Genomic DNA, 21,547 nt, shown 5'->3' with positions numbered 1-21,547 from the left:
GTTATGCCTCTACGTCTGGTGGCTTGGGAAAGCTCAATAACAGATCACGGTAATACTCGTATTGCTTTTGGCGCAACTCTATTTCACGGGGTAGGCCTTCGGTGATGGAGTTTGTCAGTGCATCAAATTTATCGAGGATGGCGACGATTCGGGCCTGTTCCGCCAGTGACTTTTCGGGGTCATCCGGGAAGGGGACGGGTATAGCGATCTTGGCGAATCCGTTGATCAACAAGGTATTGACCTTGGTTCTGGCAATGTATTTGGCTTTCTCGGCAATGAACGACGATGTTTGCATGCAATAGGAAACAAACTTCGGATCCATTGCATGTCGAAAAGCGTAGCAGTGGTCATGAATTGCCACTTTTTCATCCCCAAGCCATGCAACGGCCTTGCCGACGTCCTCCACCGTTTCGCCAACGTCGGTGATTACCACGTCACCCGGTTCTGCATAACGTAGCGTTTCTGCCAGGTCGCTTCCTACTTGGGAAAATGCTTCATCAGCAAAAGCACCATACCTGGTGTATATCTCGCCGTAGTGAATGACAGGGATGCCATTTTCTACAAAATCAGCCTTGGTAAAACGCTTTCCACGAATAAATTTTCCAATCTCACCCAACGGCTTCCATCCGACTTTTTTGTTTTCAAAACGCAACAAGCTGTCGCGATAGTGCTTGTATTGTATTTTTCGCGCTGTAAGCTCGGCTGTAAGCTCGGCTGTAAGCTCGGCTGTAAGCTCGGTGAAGGTGTCCAGTATGCGAACGATTTCGTGCTGCACTTCAAGTGGAGGAGCTGGTATTTTTAACTCGTTCAAAACGGATTGAGTCTGGCTTGGTACACCACCCGCCTGGTTCATTCCGCCTAGACCTGCCGTTGTCAAGAAGTAGTAAAGAAATTTCGGGTGAATCTGTGTTTCGTCAATTTCTGTGTAGAAGATGGTGTCAACATTCCAGAATGGAACATCAACGAAGAACAGATTTCCAAGCGAGCCTTTCCTCGGAATCAAGACTGAAGGCTTTTTGTAGGCGTAAGTGTCGGCATATCGCATGATTCCACCGGAGCCGTAAACTGGAAAATCGCCATCGCCAAGCGTCTTGTGATCCTTGCCGTTCTTGATACGCACAATGTCGCCAAGACGCTTGAATTCCACCCCGCCCGAGCAGTGTTCGGTGATTAGGTCATCAATGTGACTCATGCCTCTGACTCCTCGCCTTCGAATACAGCGACGATGGCATCTATTTCTTTGCGCAGCTGATCGATTCGGGCGACTGTAGTTTTCAGCTCTGCATTGAGCTGAGCAATGTCCACCACTTCGCGGTTGTCCCTGGCGTCGATGTAGCTGCTCACTGAAAGGTTGTAGTTGTTAGCCGTCACGGTCTCGTATGACACTGACCGGGCGAAGTGATCCACGTTCGCCTTGCTGTCGAACACCGCCATGATCTGGTCGATGTGAACGTCCAGCAGCAGGTTGTTGTTGGTTCCCTTCTCGAAGTAGTCTTTGCCGCTGGCGTCGATGAACTGAATGTGGGTGTCGGTCTTGTGTTTAGACAGCACCAGTATGTTCACAGCGATCGTGGTGCCATAGAAAAGGTTGGAGGCCAGCGCAATCACCGTCTCCACATAGTTGTTGTCCACTAGATATTGGCGAATCTTCTGCTCGGCGCCGCTGCGGTAAAAGATGCCAGGAAAGCAGACGATGGCGGCGCGGCCTTTGGCTGAGAGGTAGCTGAGCGCGTGCAGCACAAAGGCAAAGTCGGCTTTGGACTTAGGGGCCAGCACACCCGCCGGGGCAAAGCGGTCATCATTGATGAGGGTAGGGTCGTCCGAGCCTTTCCACTTCACTGAGTAAGGCGGGTTGGAGACGATGGCGTCAAAAGGCTTGTCGTCACCAAAGTGCGGCTCGGTCAGGGTGTCGCCCAGCTGGATGTTGAATTTGTCGTAGTTGACGTTGTGCAGGAACATGTTCATCCGCGCCAGGTTGTACGTGGTGTGGTTGAGTTCCTGGCCGAAAAAGCCGTCTTCGATGATGTGTTGATCGAAGTGTTTTTTGGCTTGCAGCAGCAGGGACCCCGACCCACACGCCGGGTCGTAAATTTTGTTGATGCTGGTTTGCCCATGCATGGCCAACTGGGCAATCAGCTTGGAGACCTGTTGCGGCGTGAAAAACTCGCCGCCCGATTTGCCAGCGTTGGCGGCGTAGTTGGAGATGAGGAACTCGTAGGCGTCGCCAAACAGGTCGATGTGGCTGTCGTCAAAGGTGCCAAAGTCCAGATCGGCCACGCCTTTGAGCACGGCAGCCAGGCGGGCATTTTTGTCTTTGACGGTGTTGCCCAGGCGGTTGCTGGTGGTGTCAAAGTCCGCAAACAGGCCTCGGATGTCGCGCTCTGACGGGTAACCGATGGCAGAGGATTCAATGAGAGAAAAGATTTTGGCCAAGTCGGTGTTCAGGCTTTCGTTTGTGTTGGCTTTGGCCGCGACATTGACGAACAACTGGCTGGGGTAGATGAAGTAGCCCTTGGTCTTGACAGCGTCGTCGCGGATTTCGGGGGTGATCACGAGGTCGGACAGCGCTGCGTAGTTAACGCTGTCGTCCCCGCCCTCGATGTAGGCCGCAAAGTTTTCGCTGATGAAGCGGTAGAACAGGGTGCCAAGCACGTATTGCTTGAAGTCCCACCCATCTACGGCACCACGCACATCGTTGGCGATTTGCCAGATGCGGCGTTGCAGTTCGGCGCGTTGTTGGATGCTTGTCATGGTTTTCTGGTGTCAATACCTGGGTGCAAAAGGGCGAGCTTTGGGTTGTCGAGCGTTGTCGAAAACGAAATCATTGCGATGAGCTACTTGCTCTCGCAAGGCGCTGGGAAGTCTACTTGCGCTCCACGCACAGGACGCGGTTCAATGAGATTTAAGGCGTTGGCGCAATGAACTGGATTTGCGCTCCGGCAAAAGCGGTCGGAGGGCAAGCGACCCAGGGGCCGGTCCAAAGCAGTCTCAACAGTCTAGCGCCGAGGTATCACAGGAAGTGCCTCTTTTGGAGTGAACACGCGGGCGTCGTCGATCTGCACGCTCAGCAAGTAACGCACATCGGATCGAGGGTCGTTTCTGGTTGCTTGGGTGACCTGATTCGTGCCGGCTCAAGCGGTGATTACTGCTCGGCGTACTTGCGACTGCTTCACCGTGCCTGATCCACAGGGTATTTCTGTCCCTTGATCCCCACCTTGGCATGCGCCGTCTCAATCAAATCAACCTCCAGCGCAGTGACCATCTGCACAAAGTACAGCAGCACATCTGCCATCTCATACGCAACGGCCTGTTTCTTGTCAGCCGGCAGGTTGCGGCTTTGCTCCTCGGTCAGCCACTGAAAGTGCTCCAGCAGCTCGCCGGCTTCCACGATCAACGCAGACGCCAGGTTCTTGGGCAAATGGAACTGGCCTCAGTTGCGCTGCTGCGCGAAGTCTTGTAGGCGCAGGGCCAGTTGCTGCAGGGTGGTGGTAGGCGCTGTGGCTGGTGTTGTGGAGGGGTCTTGAGGCATAGATAGAAGACGAGCTTGATGAAAAAACGCCCGGGTGTTGGCCGGGCGTTTTTGTTTATTAGTGCACCACTACGACGTAGCGGGCTGGCTCACACGTCAATATTCCCCGCCCGCAGCGCATTCGTCTCAATGAAGTCCCGCCGCGGCTCCACTTCATCCCCCATCAGCATCGTGAACACGCGGTCCGCTTCGATCGCATCGTCAATTTGCACACGCAGCAAACGGCGCACGTTGGGGTCCATCGTGGTTTCCCACAGCTGCTCGGGGTTCATTTCGCCCAGGCCCTTGTAGCGCTGGCGGGATGTGCTGCGTTCGGCTTCGCTGATCAGCCACTTCATGGCCTGGCGGAAGTCGCCGACTTTTTCTTCCTTCTGCTTCTCGCCCTCGCCGCGCAGGGCCTTGGCGCCCTCGCCCAGCAGGCCGCGGAAGGTTTCGGCGGCTTCGGCCAGGGCGGCGTAGTCGGCGCCGTGCACGAAGTCTTGCGTGATGACGCTGCTCTTGATGTTGCCGTGGTGGCGGCGGCTGATGCGCAGCAGGGGCTTGTCGGTGCGCACGTCGAATTCACCGGCCACTTCGGCGGGGGCGCCGGTGGTGTTCAGTTCGCGCAGCTTGGCCTGCAGGGCCACGGCGCTGGCTTCGGCGTCGGCCACGGTGTCGAGCTTGAGGCTCACGCCGTCGGCAATCGCGCGCAGGGCCTCGGCGTCCATGAAGTTGCCCAGGCGGGCGATCACGCTTTCAGCGATCTGGTGCTTGCGCGCCAGTTCGGCCAGGGTGTCGCCAGCCAGCGTTTGCGGGTTGGCGCCGCCGGTGGTCACGCTGGCGTGGTTCAGCGCGATGCGCAGCAAAAAGCCGTCGAGCGCGGGCGCGTCCTTCAGGTACAGCTCTTCCTTGCCGGCCTTCACCTTGTACAGCGGCGGCTGGGCGATGTAGATGTGGCCGCGCTCGACCAGCTCGGGCATCTGGCGGTAGAAGAAGGTCAGCAGCAGGGTGCGGATGTGGGCGCCGTCCACGTCGGCGTCGGTCATGATGATGATGCGGTGGTAGCGCAGCTTGGCCACGTCGAAGTCGTCGCCACCCGTCGTGCCGCCGGCCTTGCCGATGCCGGTGCCCAGGGCGGTGATCAGCGTGAGGATTTCGTTGCTGGTCAGCAGCTTTTCGTAGCGGGCTTTTTCCACGTTCAGGATCTTGCCGCGCAGGGGCAGGATGGCCTGGAACTTGCGGTCGCGGCCTTGCTTGGCAGAGCCGCCGGCGGAGTCACCCTCGACGATGTAGATCTCGCACAGCGCGGGGTCTTTTTCCTGGCAGTCGGCCAGTTTGCCGGGCAGGCCCATGCCGTCGAGCACGCCCTTGCGGCGGGTCATTTCGCGGGCCTTGCGGGCGGCTTCGCGGGCGCGGGCGGCTTCCACGATCTTGCCGCAGATGATCTTGGCGTCGGCCGGGCGCTCCTGCAGGTAGTCGGTGAGCAGCTTGCCCACGATGTCTTCCACGGGGGCGCGCACTTCGCTCGATACCAGCTTGTCCTTGGTCTGGCTGCTGAACTTGGGCTCGGGCACCTTCACGCTCAGCACGCAGCACAGGCCTTCGCGCATGTCGTCACCGGTCACTTCGACCTTGGCCTTCTTGGCGAACTCGTTTTCTTCGATGTACTTGTTGATGACGCGGGTCATCGCGGCGCGCAGGCCGGTGAGGTGGGTGCCGCCGTCACGCTGGGGGATGTTGTTGGTGAAGCACAGCACTTGCTCGCTGTACGCGCTGTTCCACTGCATGGCCACTTCCACGCCGATGTGGGTGCCAGGGATGCCGCCATACGTCTCGGCCGGGCGCTCGCCGGCCGCGTAGAACGAGGTGGGGTGCAGGACGGTCTTGCCCTTGTTGATGAACTCCACAAAGCCACGCACGCCGCCAGCGCCCGAGAAGTCGTCTTCCTTGCCGCTGCGCTCGTCCTTCAGGCGAATGCGCACGCCGTTGTTCAAGAACGAGAGTTCGCGCAGGCGCTTGGCCAGGATCTCGTAGTGGAACTCGTTGTTCTCCTTGAAGATCTCGGTGTCGGGCAAGAAGTGCACTTCGGTGCCGCGCTTGTCGGTGTCGTCCAGCACCTGCATGGGCGAGACTTCCACGCCGTCCACCGTCTGCACGATGCGGTTCTGCACGAAGCCCTTGCTGAACTCCAGCGCGTGCACCTTGCCTTCGCGGCGCACGGTCAGGCGCAGCATCTTGCTGAGCGCGTTCACGCAGCTCACGCCCACGCCGTGCAGGCCCCCGGAGACCTTGTAGCTGTTCTGGTTGAACTTGCCGCCCGCGTGCAGTTCGGTCAGCGCGATCTCGGCGGCCGAGCGCTTGGGCTCGTGCTTGTCGTCCATCTTCACGCCGGTCGGAATGCCCCGGCCGTTGTCGGTGACGCTGATGGAGTTGTCGGAATGGATGGTGACGACGATGTCGTCGCAGTGGCCGGCCAGGGCTTCGTCGATGGAGTTGTCGACCACCTCGAACACCAGGTGGTGCAGGCCGGTGCCGTCGCTCGTGTCACCGATGTACATGCCGGGGCGCTTGCGCACGGCCTCCAGGCCTTCCAGGATGGTGATGGCGCCTTCGCCGTAGCTTTCGCTGGCCCCTGCCTGGTTGGTGTCGATCTTGGCGAGGGTGGGCTCAACATGGCCGGAGACGCCGGTGGCTTCGGGCTCGGAGGGGATGTTGTCAGCGGTCATGGTGGGCCTTGGGATCCGTGGAAACCGGGGTTTCCAATGTGTTCAATGGTCAAACTGGGCTCTAGCGCTTATTCAATAAGCGCTGGCAGCTATCAAAAATGTAGCTTCTTTGGTGGGCTGCCTGGGGCGGGGTGCGGGGCATCGCAACCTCACGCCCACCGATGGCGGGCGCAGGGCTAGATGCGCATCGGCATCACCACATACTTGAAGCTGTCGTTCTCGGGGATGGTCATCAGCGCGGAGCTGTTGCCGTCCGAGAGCTCCACCTTCACCATGTCCTGGCCCATGTTGGCCAGGGCGTCGATGAGGTAGGTCACGTTGAAGCCGATCTCGATGGTGTCGCCACCGTAGTCGATGTCGAGCTCGTCCACGGCCTCTTCCTGTTCGGCGTTGTTCGACGCCACGCGCAGGGTGCCGGGCTCCAGGTTCAGGCGCACGCCCTTGAACTTGTCGCTGGTCATGATGGCGGTGCGCTGCAGGCTGGCCAGCAGCGGCGCGCGGCCCAGGGTGATGCTGTTCTTGTGGTTCTTGGGGATCACGCGGTTGTAGTCGGGGAACTTGCCCTCGACCAGCTTGGTGACGAACTCCATGCCGCCAAAGGTGAACTTGGCCTGGTTGTTGGCGAACTGCATCTCGATGTGGGGCTGGTTCTCGCCACCCGCGTCACTCAGCAGGCGCTGCAGCTCGATCACGGTCTTGCGTGGCAGGATGACTTCCTGCTTGGGCACTTCCACATCCAGCGTCGCGCTGGCGAACGCCAGGCGGTGGCCGTCGGTGGCCACCAGGGACAGCTGCTTGCCCTCGGCCACGAACAGGATGCCGTTGAGGTAGTAGCGGATGTCCTGCACCGCCATCGCAAACGACACCTGGCCCAGCAGGTCCTTCAGCGTTTTTTGCGGCACGGCGAACACGGGGCCGAAGGCGGCGGATTCCTGCACCAGCGGGAAGTCCTCGGCCGGCAGGCTCTGGAGCGTGAAGCGGCTCTTGCCGCCCTTGAGGATGAGCTTGGACTGGGCCGACTCCAGGCTCACTGTCTGGTCGCCGGGCATGGTGCGCAGGATGTCGATGAGCTTGCGCGCGCCCACCGTGGTGGTGAAGTCGCCGGTGTCGCCGCCCAGTTCTGCCGTGGTGCGGATCTGGATTTCGAGGTCGCTGGTCGTCAGCTGCAGGGCGTTGCCCGTCTTGCGGATCAGCACGTTGGCCAGGATGGGCAGGGTGTGCCGGCGCTCGACGATGCCAGCCACGGACTGCAGTACCGCGAGAACCTTGTCTTGTGTTGCCTTCAGGACGATCATGTCATCAACCTCTTGTGGTTTTTGGAACGGAGCTTGGACAGCGGCACGGGTCGTGCCTCCCCCTGCTGCACAACCCGTCATTTTGCCCCTTAACGGAGCCGTTTCTCTGGGGGGCCTCGATCACGCCTTTTTAGCCTTTCAGCGTCTGCTCCAGCACGTGCAATTGCTGGTTCAGTTCCGTGAGCTGCTGGCGCTCTCCGGAAATCTTGCGCACGGCGTGCAAAACCGTGGTGTGGTCGCGCCCGCCAAACAATTCTCCGATCTCGGGAAGACTCTTTTGCGTCAGTTCCTTGGCCAGGTACATCGCGATCTGGCGCGGCCGGGCAATGCTGGCCGGGCGCTTCTTGCTGTACATGTCGGCGACCTTGATCTTGTAGTAGTCGGCCACCGTCTTCTGGATGTTTTCCACACTGATCTGCCGGTTCTGGATCGACAGCAGGTCGCGCAGCGCCTCGCGGGCCAGCTGGATGGAGATTTCCTTCTGGTTGAAGCGCGAGTACGCGAGGATCTTGCGCAGCGCGCCTTCGAGCTCGCGCACGTTGGAGCGCACGTTCTTGGCCACGAAGAAGGCGACTTCCTCGGGCATCTCGGTGCCTTCGACGCGGGCCTTGTTGATCAGGATGGCCACGCGCATCTCGAGCTCGGGCGGCTCGATGGCGACCGTGAGGCCCGAGTCGAAGCGCGAGACCAGCCGCTCGTGGATGTTGGCCAGGCCCTTCGGATACGTGTCCGAGGTCATCACGATGTGCGACTTCTTGGCCAGCAGGGCCTCGAACGCATTGAAGAATTCTTCCTGCGTGCGGTCCTTGTTGGCGAAGAACTGCACGTCATCGATGAGCAGCAGGTCGAGCGAGTGGTAGCGCTCCTTGAACTCGTCGAAGGTGCGGCGCTGGTAGGCCTTAACCACATCCGACACGAACTGCTCGGCATGGATGTAGAGAACTTTGGCGTCGGGCCTGTCCTGCAGCAGGCGGTTACCCACAGCGTGCACCAGGTGGGTCTTGCCCAGGCCGACGCCGCCATAGATGAACAGCGGGTTGTACAGATGGCCCGGCATACCGGCCACGTGCATGGCCGCCGAACGCGCCATGCGGTTGGCCGTGCCCTCCACCAGGGTCTCGAACGTCAGGGCGGCATTGAGCCGGTTGCGGAACGCGCCGGCCGAGGCGTCATCGCTGCTGCTGGCCGGCGATTCAGCGGGGGCGGCGGTGTTCGATGGCTCCGATGCCGCAGGGCGCACATAAGTACGGGCAACGGATTCGCGCTGAGCAAGCGCTAACTCCAGGGTGACGGGCTGGCCGTACAGGCCCTCGAGCAGGGCGGCGATGCGGCCCGCATACTGGGCACGGATCCAGTCGAGCTTGAAGCGGTTGCCCACCAGCACGGTCACCTTGGAGAAGTCCTCGGCCACCTGGGCCACCAGGGGCTTGATCCAGGTGTTGAACTGTTGTTCGGGCAGGTCTTGCGCCAGTTGCTCTACGCAGGCTTGCCACAGGCCCTGGCCGGCGTCTGCGCCGGGTGATGGAAGGGGGCTGCGGGAGGGTTCCTCGGTCATTTCAGGGAGATTCTTGTTGTGGATAGGAGGAACGGTACTGGGCGGGGGATTGTAGCTTGTCAAGGAGTTATCCACAATTTGGCGGGCACCGCATCCGGGTGTTTCCTGGGGTTGAATTTCTGCCCGGGCTGTGGTGCGCGCTGGCTGCGGATGGCGGCCGCGCGGCACAGGCCGGCCGCCGCGCGCAGGGCTGTTGCGGGGCCTGCTGGAAAGGCCCGCCAGCCAAAAGGCATTGCCAGCAGCGGCCAAGCCTGCGATAATTTTGGGTTTCCCTGAATGTGTTCAGGGTGATTTGACCCGGCGCGCCGTTATTTCTGCCCCCGTGGGTCTGCCTCCAGAGTGCTGTTTCATATGGCGCGGGTTGCAGGCCGCAGGGGGTTCAAGAGCAGCAGTCCGGAACTGAACCTCAAGGAATAGCATCATGAAACGTACTTACCAGCCCTCCAAGACCCGCCGCGCGCGCACCCACGGTTTCCTCGTCCGCATGAAGACCCGCGGCGGCCGTGCCGTTATCAACGCACGCCGCGCCAAGGGCCGCAAGCGCCTGGCCGTCTAAGGCCGCTACGGTCTACGGCCTGCTCCCCGCCTGTTCCCGGCTTGTACCGCCAGGTTCCAAACGGGGCGCTTGCATGCACAGGCTGAAAACCCGTCCGCAGTTCCAGGCCGCGATGGCGGGGGGCACTGTCTCCCGCACAGCGCATTTTGCGCTGCACCGCCTGGTGCTGGACGCCGCTGGCAGCAACCCTGCCAGCGGGGCCGCCAGTGCTGCCGCACCCACAGGGCCCGGTTCCTTGCCGCCAACGCAAGGGCCGCAGGCCCTGTTTGCCGTGCAGGGCGTCTGGCTGGGTGCCATGGTGCCCAAGCGCTGGGCGCGCCGCGCCGTGACGCGCAATACCATCAAGCGACAGATCTACACCGTGGGCGCCACGTTCGAGGCGCGGCTTCCGCAGGCGGCCCATGTGGTGCGTCTGCGCACGGCGTTTGACCGCAAGCAGTTCGTGAGCGCCACGTCCGACCAGCTCAAGCAGGCGGTGCGTGCAGAGTTGCTGCAGCTGTTTGGCCATGCCGCCCGGCGGTCGGGCGGTGCTGCGGCGGCCTCGGCCCCCGCTTCGCCCGTGGTGGCAGAGGTGGTTGCGCCATGATGATGCAGCGCCTGCTGATGGGCGTGGTCAAGGGCTATCGGCTGTTCCTCAGCCCCTGGCTGGGGTCTGCCTGCCGCTTCGAGCCCACCTGTTCGGCCTATTCGCTGCAGGCGCTGGAACGGCACGGCGCCGCGGCAGGCAGCTATCTCACGGTGCGCAGGCTGGTACGCTGCCACCCCTGGTGTGACGGGGGCCATGACCCGGTCCCGCAACAATTGCCGCGCAGCATGCGGCTGTTCTCGCGGCTTTCTGATTCCAACACCCAACCATCCTCACCAAAGAAGTCTTCATGAACGACATTCGCCGCACCATCCTGTGGGTGATTTTTGGCTTTTCCATGGTTCTGCTGTGGGACAAGTGGCAGCTGCACAACGGCAACAAGGCCACCTTTTTCCCCTCCACGCCGACGGTGACGGCGCCTGCCGCCCAGGGCGCCGCGTCCAGCGCCACCGGCGCGGCCAGCGTCCCCGCCTCCAGCGCGCCGGTGGCGGCTGCGGCGCAGGGTGCCTCGGCGGTGCCTGGCCAGCTGGCGCCCGCGGCTGCTCCGGCCGCGCGCGAACGCGTGGAGGTCAAGACCGACCTGTACCGGCTGACGTTTGACAGCGAGGGCGGATCGCTCACGCATGCCGAGCTGCTGCAGCACGCGGACATGGCGGACAAGACCCGCAATTTCCTGTTGCTGGACGAGAGCGCGCAGCGTGTCTACGTGGCGCAGACGGGCCTGATCGGCGGCACCTTCCCCACCCACAAGACCGCGATGACCGTGGTGCCCGGCCCCCGCGAGCTCAAGGACGGCGAAGACGAAATCAGCATCCGCTTCGAATCGCCCGTGCAAGGTGGCGTGAAGCTGGCCAAGACCTGGACCATCAAGCGCGGCGCCTACGACATTGCCGTCAAGCACGAGGTCGTGAACACCGGCAGCGCCGCCGTGTCACCCCAGCTGTACCTGCAACTGGTGCGCGACGGCAACAAGCCGCCCGGAGAGTCTTCGTTCTACTCCACCTTCACCGGCCCCGCGGTCTTCACCGAGGCCAAGAAGTACCAGAAGATCGAGTTCAAGGACATCGAGAACGGCAAGGTCGACATCCCCAAGGATGCGCCCAACGGCTACGTCGCCATGGTGCAGCATTACTTCGCCACGGCCTGGCTGCTGGCCGACGGCGTGCAGCGCGAGCCCTTCACCCGCAAGGTGGACACCAACCTGTACTCCGTGGGCATGCTCACCTCGCTGGGCGCCATCGAGCCGGGCGCGAGCAAGACCGTGGACGCGCGCCTGTTCGCCGGCCCGCAGGTGGAGACCATGATGGAAAAGCTCTACCCCGGGCTGGAGCTGGTCAAGGACTACGGCTGGCTCACCATCCTGTCCAAGCCGCTGTACTGGCTGCTCGACCAGCTGCACAAGCTCCTGAACAACTGGGGCTGGTCCATCGTGGCCCTGGTGCTGCTGCTCAAGATTGCGTTCTACTGGCTCAACGCCAAGGCCTACGCCAGCATGGCCAAGATGAAGGCCATCAACCCCAAGATCATGGAGATGCGCGAGCGTCTGAAGGACAAGCCGCAGCAGATGCAGCAGGAGATGATGCGCATCTACCGCGAGGAAAAGGTCAACCCCATGGGCGGCTGCTTCCCCATCATGATCCAGATCCCCGTGTTCATCGCGCTGTACTGGGTGCTGCTGTCCAGCGTGGAAATGCGCAACGCGCCCTGGATCGGCTGGATCCGCGACCTGTCCACGCCCGACCCGTTCTTCATCCTGCCCCTGCTGATGACGGCCAGCTCGCTGCTGCAGACGGCCCTGAACCCCGCGCCACCCGACCCGATGCAGGCCAAGATGATGTGGTTCATGCCGCTGATCTTCAGCGTGATGTTCTTCTTCTTCCCGGCCGGCCTGGTGCTGTACTGGCTGACCAACAACATCTTGTCGATTGCGCAGCAGTGGCTCATCAACACCCGCATGGGCGTGCCACCGCAGTTCAACCTTCCCCGTTTCAAGTGATGCCACAGCGGCAACGCTGACATCCATGAACTGACCCCCCGAAAGGCCGCGCAAGCGGCCTTTTTCTTGTCCATCAACCTTGTACAGTCGCCACCATGCTTGCCCGCCACCATGACCCCATCGTCGCCATCGCCACCGCTCCGGGACGCGGGGCCGTCGGCATCGTGCGGGTCTCGGGCCGCGCCATCGGTGCGCTGGTGCAGGCGCTGTGCGGCCGTATGCTGAAGCCCCGCGAGGCCACCTACCTGCCGTTCCGGGATGCGCAAGGCCAGGCCATCGACCAGGGGCTGGCGCTGTATTTCCCCGGCCCGCACAGCTACACCGGCGAGGACGTGCTGGAGCTGCAGGCCCACGGCGGCCCCGTGGTGCTGCAGCTGCTGCTGGCGCGCTGCCTGCAGGCTGGCGCCGAGACCGACATCACCACCGGCCAGGCCTGCCTGCCGGGCCTGCGCGTGGCGCAGCCGGGCGAGTTCACCGAGCGGGCTTTCCTGAACGACAAGATCGACCTCGCACAGGCCGAGGCGATTGCCGACCTCATTGATGCCAGCACCGAGGCTGCGGCCCGCAGCGCCAGCCGGTCGCTGACGGGCGCTTTCTCTGCGGAAATCCACAGCCTGCGTGACGCGCTGATCCACCTGCGCATGCTGGTGGAGGCCACGCTCGATTTTCCTGAAGAAGAAATCGACTTCCTGCGCAAGGCGGATGCGCACGGGCAGCTATCGAAATTGCAGCAAACGCTGGCCTCCGTGATGCAGCGCGCGCGCCAGGGCGCGCTGCTGCGCGAGGGCATCAAGGTCGTCATCGCGGGCCAGCCCAACGCGGGCAAGAGCTCGCTGCTCAACGCGCTGGCCGGGGCCGAACTGGCGATCGTCACGCCCATTGCGGGCACCACGCGCGACAAGGTGCAGCAGACCATCCAGATCGAGGGCGTGCCGCTGCACATCATCGATACCGCGGGCCTGCGGGACAGCAGCGACGAGGTGGAGCGCATCGGCATCGCGCGCGCCTGGGACGAGATCGCGGGGGCCGACGCGGTGCTGTTCCTGCACGACCTGGAGCGCGCGGATGCTATTGATTACATAGCTGCCGACGCAGGTATAGAAAGCGCACTGGCCCAGAAACTGCCTGGAAGCATCCCCGTCATCGATGTCTGGAACAAGCTGGACCGGGCTCCCCGGGGCGTGCCCGGGGCTCCTGCGGGAGCGAGCGCCCGGCCGGGGGTGCGCCTGTCGGCCCGCACGGGCGAGGGGCTCGACAGCCTGCGGCGCCTGCTGCTGGAGGTGGCGGGGTGGCAGTCCGCGCCGGAGGGCATCTACATCGCCCGGGCCCGGCATGTGCAGGCGCTGCAGGCCGTGGGGGCCCATCTGCAGGAGGCGGCCGACCAGCTGCAGGCGCAGGGCCCGGCGCTGGACCTGCTGGCCGAGGAGCTGCGCCTGGCCCAGAACGCCCTGAGCGCCATCACGGGCGAATTCAGTTCGGACGACCTGCTGGGCGTCATCTTTTCCAGCTTCTGCATCGGCAAATGAAGGGCGCGAGGCGGCCGGCGGCATCCGGCCAAGGAGCCCACGCCGCCGCTTGTCGCGAATGTTGTAAACGGACGTTACCAACGCTTGTGTCCCATCTGTAACAAGGGTACTTTCGGCGCACCATGAATGTTCCCACGCCGGTTGTTTCCAAGGTGGACCTGCAAGGTCTGATCGATGCCATTGCACAGGCCAGTGCAGACGACAGCATGACCAACCCGCTGACCCCCGCGCAGTGGGATGTGCTGTCGTCGTACCTCCTGCCCGTGGTCATGCCCGCCGGGCAGGTGCTGTTCACCCAGGGCGCCACGGACCGCACCCTGTACCTGGTGGAAAGCGGCAGCCTGAGCGTGCACTACCAGGACGAGAAGGAACGTTTGCGCCTGGCCATCGTGGGCGCGGGCTCGGTGGTCGGCGAAGGCGCGTTCTTTTCGCACCGCGCCCGCAGCGCCACCGTGCAGGCCAGCGCGCCCTGCAAGCTGTGGAGCCTGCCGGCGATCCGTTTCACCGAATTGTCGATCCGCCAGCCCGCCATCGCGCTGGGCCTGGTGATGGCCGCGGGGGCCGTGCTGGCCAAGCGGCTGGGCAACCGCCGCCGCCGCGTTGCGGCCACCTGACAGACCCCCCGGACTGTCAGCTCCTGCGGGCTTTCGTGGGGCGCGAACGGGTGTACAGCAAGTTACACTCGATTTGGATTTTTCTGGCGCCGTCCCGTAGAAAGCAAGCCATGTCCCTGTTCAGTTGGTTTAGCCGCAAACCCGCCCCCCCCAAGCCCCGGTCCATGGCCGAACCGTCGGGCTTGCTGAATGCCGATGCCACGGTGCCACTCTCGCCAGGCCGACAGGGCAAGCCCCTGGTGGAGCCGCTGCCGCCCGAACACGCCGCCAACCGCAAGAACGAGCGCATGGAGCGCCGCGAACTGCTCTACACCGTGGTGCGCGATGCGATGGTGCGTGCCGGCGTGCTGTCGGCCAGCTACAAGTTCAAGGTGCTCTCGCTGGACCAGCGCGGCCGCCAGTTCCTGGTGATGATGGATCTGGCACGCGAATACGGCGGCGAGACCGTGCGCCTGTCCGAGATCGAGGCGCTGATCGCACAGACCGCCAAGACCCGCTACGACATCCTGGTGACGGCCGTCTACTGGCGCATCAACGACCATGTGGCGGTGGGGATTCCCCAGAAGGGCGTGGCGCCCCAGGGCGCGTCCCTGCAGGCGGCGCCCCCCCTGGCCCGGCGGCCGTTGCCGGCTGGGGCGGCACCCGCCCCCGTGGGGGCTGCGCCGGTGCGCCCGGCGGCGCCTGTCGTGCCCCCGGCTGGCGCCGCCGCGGCCCCGGCGGCCGCAGCACTGCGCCCTGCGGCGGCGGCTCCGCAGGTGCCGCCACCGGTCGTTGCGGCGGCCGCGGCGCCCCGCCCCGCTCCGCGCTACGAGCCCATCGAGGCGGACGAAGTGGCGGCGTTCAAACGCGCCCTGGCCACGGCGGCCGGGGCTTCCGCCGTGGCCGTGCCCGCCGCGGCCGCCAAGCCCGGCGTGCCGGTGCGCTCGGGGCCGCTGCTGCCCCCTGCCCAGCCCACGGGCTTTGAAGACACGGAAATGCCGGGTGCCGACAGCCCCGCACCCGACCTGAGCAGCACCCAGTACGGCGAGCTGAACTGAACACCCCGGGGCGGGACCCGAAGGTCCTGCATTCCCCCGGGTCGTCGAAAGGGGGGGCCGAAGGTGGTGCCGTGGCGCAGGGCGGTGCGGGCGTTGCCGCGCCGCCGCCTTGCCGCCTCCGCCTCAATGGCCCTCGAAGTCCACCAGCGTGTACAGCGGCAGCCCGGACTCGCGCAGGCGCCGTGAACCGCCCAGTTCCGGCAGGTCCACGATGGCGCCGCCCTCGGTCACCGTGGCGCCCAGCTTCTCCAGCAGTTTCCTGCCCGCCATCATCGTGCCGCCCGTGGCGATGAGGTCATCGATGAGCAGCACGCGGTCCCCGGCCTTCACGGCGTCGGTGTGCAGCTCCACGGTGGCGCTGCCGTATTCGAGCTCGTAGGTTTCCTCGACCGTGGTGAAGGGCAGCTTGCCCTTCTTGCGGATGGGCACGAAGCCCACGTTCAGTTCATAGGCCACCACGGCGCCCAGGATGAATCCGCGCGCATCCAGCCCGGCGACCACATCCGGGCGCAGCGCCTTGTCCATGTAGCGGTGCACGAAGGCATCGATCAGCACCCGGAACACCTTGGGGTCCTGCAGCAGCGGGGTGATGTCCCGGAACTGCACACCGGGCGCCGGCCAGTCGGGCACGGTGCGGATGTGTTGGCGGAGGTATTCGTTGACGCTGAGTGGCTGCATGGCTGCGGGGGGGAAATGAAGGATTGCGCGGGGCGCCCGAAGGCGAAAGGCGTGGCAAGTGTATCCAGCAGGGTTGATCGGGACCGCACCCTGCGCCGCGAACCCTCATAATGTTTCAGCGCTGTTACATCCGCTGTACCGCCACGCTGGAACACCCCTTCACACCGCAGATCGGCCATGCCCATCTCCATCCTGCTGATCGAAAGCGATCACCACCATGCACAGGCGGTGGTCGACGCGCTCGCGGACCCGTGGTCCGGCTGGCGGGTGGACGTGGCCGCGTCGCTGGCGGATGCGCGGGAACATCTGGGGCACAGCCGGCCGGACATCGTATTGGCGGCGCAGCGCACGGTCGATGGCTCGGCCTTCGACCTGCTGCGGCTGCTCGACGGCGTGCCGGCCATGATCGTCGTGCGCATGGGGGCGGAAACCCATGCGGCCCAGGCCATGCGCCATGGCTTCGACGACTTCGCGGTGCAGGACCCCGCGCTGGACTATCTGCTGACGCTGCCCGCGCAGATCGACTCGGTGCTCGAGCGCAATTCCAGCGCCCGCGCGCGGCTGGCGGCCGAGGCCATGCTGGCCCGCCAGCACCGCTTGCTGCAGGCCATCTCCCTCGCCCAGGCGATGTTCATCGCCAGTTCGGGACCCCGGGCCGCCTTCGAGGCGCTGCTCAAGGAGCTGATGTCGCTCACGCAGAGCGCCTTCGGCCTCGTGGGCCAGGTGCAGCGCGCCGAGGATGGGCACCCCTACCTGCGCGTGCACGCCATGACCGACATCAGCTGGGACGAGGCCTCCAGGGCCCGCTATGCCCAGCATTCCGAGGAAGGCATGGTGTTCGACAACCTGCACTCCCTGGTCGGGGCGGCGCTGGTGTCCGGCGAGCCGGTGCTCTCCAACGACGCCAGCCACGACACGCGCGGCGTGGGCACGCCCCGGGGCCACCCGCCGCTGCGCACCTACCTGGGGCTTCCCATCCACGCGGCGGGGGAACTGGTGGCCATGGTCGGCCTGGCAAACCGGCCCGAGGGCTATTCGGCGTCGGACGTGGAGTTCCTCCAGCCCCTGCTGAACACGGTGGGCCAGCTGGAGATGGCCCGCCGCGCCGAGCTGGCGCGCAGCGCGGTCGAGGCGGAGCTCGAACGCACCAGCGCCCTCCTGGCCGACAAGACACGAGCCCTGGAAGGCACGCTCGCCAGCGTGTCGCAGGGCATCACCAACGTGGATGCCGAAGGGCGGATCCGCGTCTACAACCGGCGCTATCTGGAGCTGCTGGATCTGCCGGAAGCACTGCTGGCCACGCAGCCCAAGGTCGAGGAAGTGGTGCGTTTCCAGACCGAGCGGGGGGATTTCGGCGCGGAATTCCAGCTCATAGAGCCCGCGGCGCGCAACTACGTGGCGTCCGAGTATTCCTCCCACGGTGGCCGGCTCACCATGCCCGACGCCTACGTGCGGCGCACCCGCGGCGGCCGCTACATCGAGGTGCGCACGCGCGCCCTGGAGCAGGGCGGCCGCGTGCGCACGTTCACGGACGTCACCGACTACCTGAGCACCCTGGAAGCCCTGCGCCTGAGCGAGTCCCGCTGGCGCAGCCTCACGCACCTGTCCTCCGACTGGTACTGGGAGCAGGACGCGCAGTTCCGCTTCGTGCGGCTGGACGGCAACCCTTACCACGAGGCCGGCGTGCCCAACGAGATGCACTACGGCCTCACGCGCTGGGAGCTGCCCAACACCTTCGTGGGCGATGGCCAGTGGCGCGAGCACCGCAGGCAGCTGGAGGCGCACGAGGTCTTTCACGACTTCGAGATGCAGCGCCTGACCGAAGACGGAAAACCCGTCTGGGTATCGATCAGCGGCGAGCCCATCTTCGATGAAGAGGGCCAGTTCACGGGCTACCGCGGCGTGGCCCGCGACATCACCGAGCGCAAGCTGGCCGAGGCGGAGATCCAGCGCCTGGCGTTCTACGACGAGCTCACGGGCCTGCCCAACCGGCGGCTGCTGATGGACCGGCTGGAGCGCGCGGTGAACATGTGCGCCCGCGAGGGCAGCCATGGGGCCTTGCTGTTCCTGGATCTGGACAACTTCAAGGGCGTCAACGACACCATGGGCCACGAGTGGGGCGACCGGCTGCTGGTGCAGGTGGGCGGCCGCGTCAGCGCCAGCGTGCGGGCCACGGACACCGTGGCGCGCCTGGGGGGCGACGAGTTCGTGGTGGTGGTCCAGGGCCTGGATGCCGAGACGCAGGCGGCCGCGGCCGAAGCGGAAGCCGTGGCCCAGAAGGTGCTGGCCGCGCTGAACCAGCCCTATGTGGTGCACGGCAGCGAAGTGCACAGCACGCCCAGCATTGGCATTGCCCTGTTCCGCGATGTGCAGCTGCCCGTGCAGGAGCTGCTCAAGCGCGCCGATCTGGCCATGTACCAGGCCAAGGCGCAGGGCCGCAACACGCTGTGTTTTTTTGATCCGGCCATGCAGGCGGCGGCCTCCGCGCGGTCGGCGCTGGAGGGGGATCTGCGGCAGGGGCTCGCGCGCAACGAGTTCCTGCTGCACTACCAGCCGGTGGTGGACGAGACGGGCCGTGTGCTGGGCGCCGAGGCGCTGGTGCGCTGGAACCATCCGCTGCGCGGCATGGTGCCGCCCGGGGACTTCATCCCCCTGGCGGAGCAGACCGGCCTCATCCTGCCCCTGGGGCGCCAGGTGCTGGCCATGGCGTGCCGCCAGCTGGCGCGGTGGACCGCGGCGCCCGGGACCGCGGGCTGGAGCGTGGCCGTGAATGTGAGCGCGCAGGAGTTCCGGCAGCCCGACTTCGCGGAGGAAGTCCTCAGCGTGCTGCGCGACTGCGGGGCCGACCCCGCGCGCCTCAAGCTGGAGCTCACGGAAAGCCTGCTGCTGCAGGACGTGGAGGAGAGCATCCACAAGATGCAGGCGCTGCGCACCCAGGGCGTGGGGTTCTCGCTGGACGATTTCGGCACGGGCTACTCGTCGCTCTCCTACCTCAAGCGCCTGCCGCTGGACCAGCTCAAGATCGACCAGAGCTTTGTGCGCGACGTGCTCACCGACCCCAACGATGCCACCATCGCCTGCACCATCATCGCGCTGGCCCACAGCCTCGGGCTGGACGTGGTGGCCGAAGGGGTGGAGACCGAGGGGCAGCGCGACTTCCTGCTGCGCAACGGCTGCAAGCGCTTCCAGGGCTACCTGTTCGGGAGGCCCGGGCCCGCCGAGCTTTTGTAGTTTGCTATTAAATATGTAGCTATTGACGCTTGATGGATAAGCGCCAGAGCCATATTTAATTCAAATTTTGGCGTCAGCCTCAGCCACTGGCACGCATCGGGCGAGAGATGCCAGGCAAGGGCCGCCCCGCAGCGAGGGCATCGTCCCCCTTCCCGGAGCGCGTAGCGCGTCGAGAAAAGGGGGAAGGCACGCAGTGCCTCAGGGGGATGTACCCTGCTACCCGCGCAGCAGCTTGTCCTCGGCCAGCATCAGCGCCGCCGGGTGACCCGAGAGCACCAGCGTGTCGCCCGCCGCCAGCAGCGCATCGTCCACCGCCGAGCTCATGTGGCCGCTGCCGCGGCGCAGGTTCACCACCCGCACCCCCATGGCCGACAGCGCGAGCTGGCCCAGGCTCTTGCCCAGCGCGGTGGAGCCGGGGGGCAGGTTCACGGTGGACAGGCGTTCCTGGTCGCGCTCATTGACGGTGTCGTCGTCCGCGCCGTGGAAGTAGCCGCGCAGCAGGTTGTAGCGCGCGTCGCGCTGGTCCTGCACCAGGCGCAGCACGCGGCGCATGGGCACGCCCACCAGCGCCAGCGCATGGCTGGCCAGCATCAGCGAGCCTTCGATGGCCTCGGGCACCACCTCGGTGGCGCCGGCGGCCTGCAGCTTGTCCAGGTAGAGGTCGTCCTGCGTGCGCACCACCACCGGCACCTGCGGCGCGTGGGAGCGCGCGTTGGCCAGCACCTTCAGCGCGGCGGGCACGTCGATGTAGGTGATGGCCACGGCACTCGCGCGCACCAGGCCCGCGGCCATCAGCGCCTGCAGGCGGGTGGCGTCGCCGTACACCACCGAATCACCGGCGGCGGCGGCTTGCCGCACGCGGTCCGGGTCCAGGTCGAGCGCCATGTAGGGGATGCCTTCGTGCTCCAGCATGCGCGCCAGGTTCTGTCCGCAGCGGCCGTAGCCGCAGATGATCACGTGCTTGCTGCTGTTGATGGACTTGCGCGCGATGCTCGTCATCTGCAGCGACTGCTGCAGCCAGTCGCTGGCCACCAGCTTCATCACGATGCGGTTGCTGTACATGATGAGGAACGGCGTGGCCAGCATCGACAGCACCATGGCCGCCAGGATGGGGTTCATCAGCGCCGGCTGCACCAGCCCGTTGGCCTGCGTGAGCGACAGCAGCACGAAGCCGAATTCGCCCGCCTGGGCCAGGTACAGCCCGGTGCGCAGGGCCACGCCGGTCGTGGCGCCCATGCCCCGCGCGAGCACCAGGATGATCACCAGCTTGAGGAGCAGGGGCACCGTGAGCAGCGCCAGCACCAGGGCCCAGCGGTCCACCAGGATGTGCCAGTCCAGCATCATGCCGATGGTGATGAAGAACAGGCCGAGCAGCACGTCGTGGAAAGGCCGGATGTCCGTGCCCACCTGGTGGCGGTACTCGGTTTCCGACACCAGCACGCCCGCGATGAAGGCCCCGAGGGCCAGGCTCAGCCCCGCCAGCTCCGTGAGCCAGGCCAGGCCCAGGGTGATCAGCAGCAGGTTGAGCATGAACAGCTCGTCGCTCTTGCGCCGCGCCACCAGGGTCAGCCACCAGCGCATCAGCCGCTGCCCGCCCGTGAGCAGGATGCCCACCAGCACCGTGGCCTTGACCAGGGCCCACGCCAGCGCGGTCAGGAGCTGGTCCGGGGACGAGCTCAGCGCGGGAATCAGCACCAGCAGCGGCACCACGGCCAGGTCCTGGAAGAGCAGGATGCCCATCACCCTGCGGCCGTGCTCGCTTTCCAGCTCCGCCCGTTCGGCCATGAGCTTGACCACGATGGCCGTGCTGCTCATGGCCATCACGCCCGAGAGCGCCAGCGCGGTCTGCCAGCCCATCTCCCAGACGCCGCCCGCCACGCGCGCGAGCAGCAGCGCCGCGCCCGACACCACGGCCATCGTCAGCACCACCTGCATCAGGCCCAGGCCGAACACCTGGCGGCGCATGGCGCGCAGCTTGGGCAGGCTGAACTCCAGCCCGATGGCGAACATCAGGAACACCACGCCGAATTCGCCCAGGTGGCGCACCCCTTCCGAGTTCTGCGCCAGCGCCAGCGCATGCGGCCCGATCAGCACGCCCGCCGCCAGGTAGCCCAGCATGGGGGGCAGCTTGAGGCTGCGGCAGGCCACCACGCCCAGCACCGCGGCCAGCAGGTAGAGCAAGGTGAGGGCGAGAGAGGACATGGTTCGATGCTATCCGAGGCCAGCAGCCTGTTCACGA

16 protein-coding genes are annotated in these 21,547 nt (G+C 64.9%); 8 read left to right on the top strand and 8 right to left on the bottom strand.

Annotated features, from left to right (window positions below):
- Position 1: 1 nt before the first annotated feature.
- The 6 genes from ACAM51_RS13590 to dnaA all read right to left on the bottom strand — a co-directional run bounded on the left by ACAM51_RS13590 (position 2) and on the right by dnaA (position 9,084).
- Positions 2–1,192 carry a restriction endonuclease subunit S gene (locus ACAM51_RS13590; protein WP_369640911.1) on the bottom strand — a complete coding sequence of 397 codons (1,191 nt, stop codon included), beginning with the start codon at positions 1,190–1,192 and terminating at the stop codon, positions 2–4.
- Positions 1,189–2,751 carry a type I restriction-modification system subunit M gene (locus ACAM51_RS13585; RefSeq protein ID WP_369640910.1) on the bottom strand — a complete coding sequence of 521 codons (1,563 nt, stop codon included), beginning with the start codon at positions 2,749–2,751 and terminating at the stop codon, positions 1,189–1,191. Before ACAM51_RS13585 ends, ACAM51_RS13590 begins: the two co-directional genes overlap by 4 nt.
- Before the next feature lie 418 nt (positions 2,752–3,169).
- On the bottom strand, positions 3,170–3,418 hold the full coding sequence (locus tag ACAM51_RS13580) for a MazG-like family protein (protein WP_369640909.1): 249 nt from the start codon (positions 3,416–3,418) through the stop codon (positions 3,170–3,172).
- A 200-nt stretch (positions 3,419–3,618) separates the two neighbouring features.
- Positions 3,619–6,234 carry a DNA topoisomerase (ATP-hydrolyzing) subunit B gene (gyrB, locus tag ACAM51_RS13575; protein ID WP_218339354.1) on the bottom strand — a complete coding sequence of 872 codons (2,616 nt, stop codon included), beginning with the start codon at positions 6,232–6,234 and terminating at the stop codon, positions 3,619–3,621.
- Between the two features lie 176 nt (positions 6,235–6,410).
- Positions 6,411–7,529 carry a DNA polymerase III subunit beta gene (gene dnaN / locus ACAM51_RS13570; RefSeq protein WP_218296337.1) on the bottom strand — a complete coding sequence of 373 codons (1,119 nt, stop codon included), beginning with the start codon at positions 7,527–7,529 and terminating at the stop codon, positions 6,411–6,413.
- A gap of 130 nt (positions 7,530–7,659) precedes the next feature.
- Complete coding sequence (gene dnaA, locus ACAM51_RS13565; RefSeq protein ID WP_218296336.1) at positions 7,660–9,084, bottom strand: chromosomal replication initiator protein DnaA; 1,425 nt, start codon at positions 9,082–9,084, stop codon at positions 7,660–7,662.
- 421 nt (positions 9,085–9,505) lie between these two features.
- Between dnaA and rpmH the strand changes: the two genes are divergently transcribed.
- From rpmH to ACAM51_RS13530, 7 genes are all read left to right on the top strand, one after another.
- Positions 9,506–9,640: a 50S ribosomal protein L34 gene (rpmH, locus tag ACAM51_RS13560; protein WP_005798102.1), complete on the top strand. Its 135-nt coding sequence runs from the start codon at positions 9,506–9,508 to the stop codon at positions 9,638–9,640.
- A 73-nt stretch (positions 9,641–9,713) separates the two neighbouring features.
- The gene (locus ACAM51_RS13555; RefSeq protein WP_369640908.1) at positions 9,714–10,226 is read left to right on the top strand and encodes a ribonuclease P protein component; all 513 of its coding nucleotides are present in this window, start codon (positions 9,714–9,716) and stop codon (positions 10,224–10,226) included.
- Entirely contained in the window at positions 10,226–10,519 is a 294-nt protein-coding gene (gene yidD / locus ACAM51_RS13550; RefSeq protein ID WP_218296334.1) for a membrane protein insertion efficiency factor YidD, read from the top strand. Before ACAM51_RS13555 ends, yidD begins: the two co-directional genes overlap by 1 nt.
- Positions 10,516–12,222, top strand: coding sequence for a membrane protein insertase YidC (yidC, locus tag ACAM51_RS13545; protein ID WP_369640907.1), 1,707 nt, complete (start codon positions 10,516–10,518; stop codon positions 12,220–12,222). Before yidD ends, yidC begins: the two co-directional genes overlap by 4 nt.
- A 95-nt stretch (positions 12,223–12,317) precedes the next feature.
- Entirely contained in the window at positions 12,318–13,748 is a 1,431-nt protein-coding gene (gene mnmE, locus ACAM51_RS13540) for a tRNA uridine-5-carboxymethylaminomethyl(34) synthesis GTPase MnmE (protein WP_369640906.1), read from the top strand.
- 122 nt (positions 13,749–13,870) lie between these two features.
- A complete protein-coding gene (locus ACAM51_RS13535; RefSeq protein ID WP_218296331.1) occupies positions 13,871–14,362 on the top strand; it encodes a Crp/Fnr family transcriptional regulator in 492 nt (163 codons plus the stop codon).
- Between the two features lie 110 nt (positions 14,363–14,472).
- Positions 14,473–15,399: a hypothetical protein gene (locus tag ACAM51_RS13530; RefSeq protein WP_369640905.1), complete on the top strand. Its 927-nt coding sequence runs from the start codon at positions 14,473–14,475 to the stop codon at positions 15,397–15,399.
- 123 nt (positions 15,400–15,522) lie between these two features.
- On the opposite strand, the gene ACAM51_RS13525 is transcribed toward ACAM51_RS13530, so the two are convergent.
- Positions 15,523–16,077, bottom strand: coding sequence for an adenine phosphoribosyltransferase (locus ACAM51_RS13525; protein WP_369640904.1), 555 nt, complete (start codon positions 16,075–16,077; stop codon positions 15,523–15,525).
- Positions 16,078–16,254: 177 nt separating this feature from the next.
- On the opposite strand from ACAM51_RS13525, the gene ACAM51_RS13520 reads away from it, so the two are divergent.
- Positions 16,255–19,308: an EAL domain-containing protein gene (locus ACAM51_RS13520; RefSeq protein WP_369640903.1), complete on the top strand. Its 3,054-nt coding sequence runs from the start codon at positions 16,255–16,257 to the stop codon at positions 19,306–19,308.
- A 216-nt stretch (positions 19,309–19,524) separates the two neighbouring features.
- Here the strand turns inward: ACAM51_RS13520 and ACAM51_RS13515 are convergent, their stop codons facing one another.
- Complete coding sequence (locus ACAM51_RS13515; RefSeq protein ID WP_218297016.1) at positions 19,525–21,510, bottom strand: monovalent cation:proton antiporter family protein; 1,986 nt, start codon at positions 21,508–21,510, stop codon at positions 19,525–19,527.
- Between the last annotated feature and the right edge of the window lie 37 nt (positions 21,511–21,547).

The organism is Acidovorax sp. A79, assembly GCF_041154505.1.
Taxonomy (GTDB): domain Bacteria; phylum Pseudomonadota; class Gammaproteobacteria; order Burkholderiales; family Burkholderiaceae_C; genus Acidovorax.
Note: the sequence above shows the minus strand (reverse complement) of the source record. Positions and strands in the feature narration are given on the sequence as shown.

Bases quoted from the DNA above. Each gene is read 5' to 3' on its own strand.
- ACAM51_RS13520 (WP_369640903.1), top strand. From the start codon at position 16,255: ATGCCCATCTCCATCCTGCTGATCGAAAGCGATCACCACCATGCACAG.
- ACAM51_RS13590 (WP_369640911.1), bottom strand. From the start codon at position 1,192: ATGAGTCACATTGATGACCTAATCACCGAACACTGCTCGGGCGGGGTG.
- dnaA (WP_218296336.1), bottom strand. From the start codon at position 9,084: ATGACCGAGGAACCCTCCCGCAGCCCCCTTCCATCACCCGGCGCAGAC.
- rpmH (WP_005798102.1), top strand. From the start codon at position 9,506: ATGAAACGTACTTACCAGCCCTCCAAGACCCGCCGCGCGCGCACCCAC.
- ACAM51_RS13555 (WP_369640908.1), top strand. From the start codon at position 9,714: ATGCACAGGCTGAAAACCCGTCCGCAGTTCCAGGCCGCGATGGCGGGG.
- ACAM51_RS13535 (WP_218296331.1), top strand. From the start codon at position 13,871: ATGAATGTTCCCACGCCGGTTGTTTCCAAGGTGGACCTGCAAGGTCTG.
- mnmE (WP_369640906.1), top strand. From the start codon at position 12,318: ATGCTTGCCCGCCACCATGACCCCATCGTCGCCATCGCCACCGCTCCG.
- yidC (WP_369640907.1), top strand. From the start codon at position 10,516: ATGAACGACATTCGCCGCACCATCCTGTGGGTGATTTTTGGCTTTTCC.
- ACAM51_RS13585 (WP_369640910.1), bottom strand. From the start codon at position 2,751: ATGACAAGCATCCAACAACGCGCCGAACTGCAACGCCGCATCTGGCAA.
- dnaN (WP_218296337.1), bottom strand. From the start codon at position 7,529: ATGATCGTCCTGAAGGCAACACAAGACAAGGTTCTCGCGGTACTGCAG.
- ACAM51_RS13515 (WP_218297016.1), bottom strand. From the start codon at position 21,510: ATGTCCTCTCTCGCCCTCACCTTGCTCTACCTGCTGGCCGCGGTGCTG.
- ACAM51_RS13525 (WP_369640904.1), bottom strand. From the start codon at position 16,077: ATGCAGCCACTCAGCGTCAACGAATACCTCCGCCAACACATCCGCACC.
- gyrB (WP_218339354.1), bottom strand. From the start codon at position 6,234: ATGACCGCTGACAACATCCCCTCCGAGCCCGAAGCCACCGGCGTCTCC.
- yidD (WP_218296334.1), top strand. From the start codon at position 10,226: ATGATGCAGCGCCTGCTGATGGGCGTGGTCAAGGGCTATCGGCTGTTC.
- ACAM51_RS13530 (WP_369640905.1), top strand. From the start codon at position 14,473: ATGTCCCTGTTCAGTTGGTTTAGCCGCAAACCCGCCCCCCCCAAGCCC.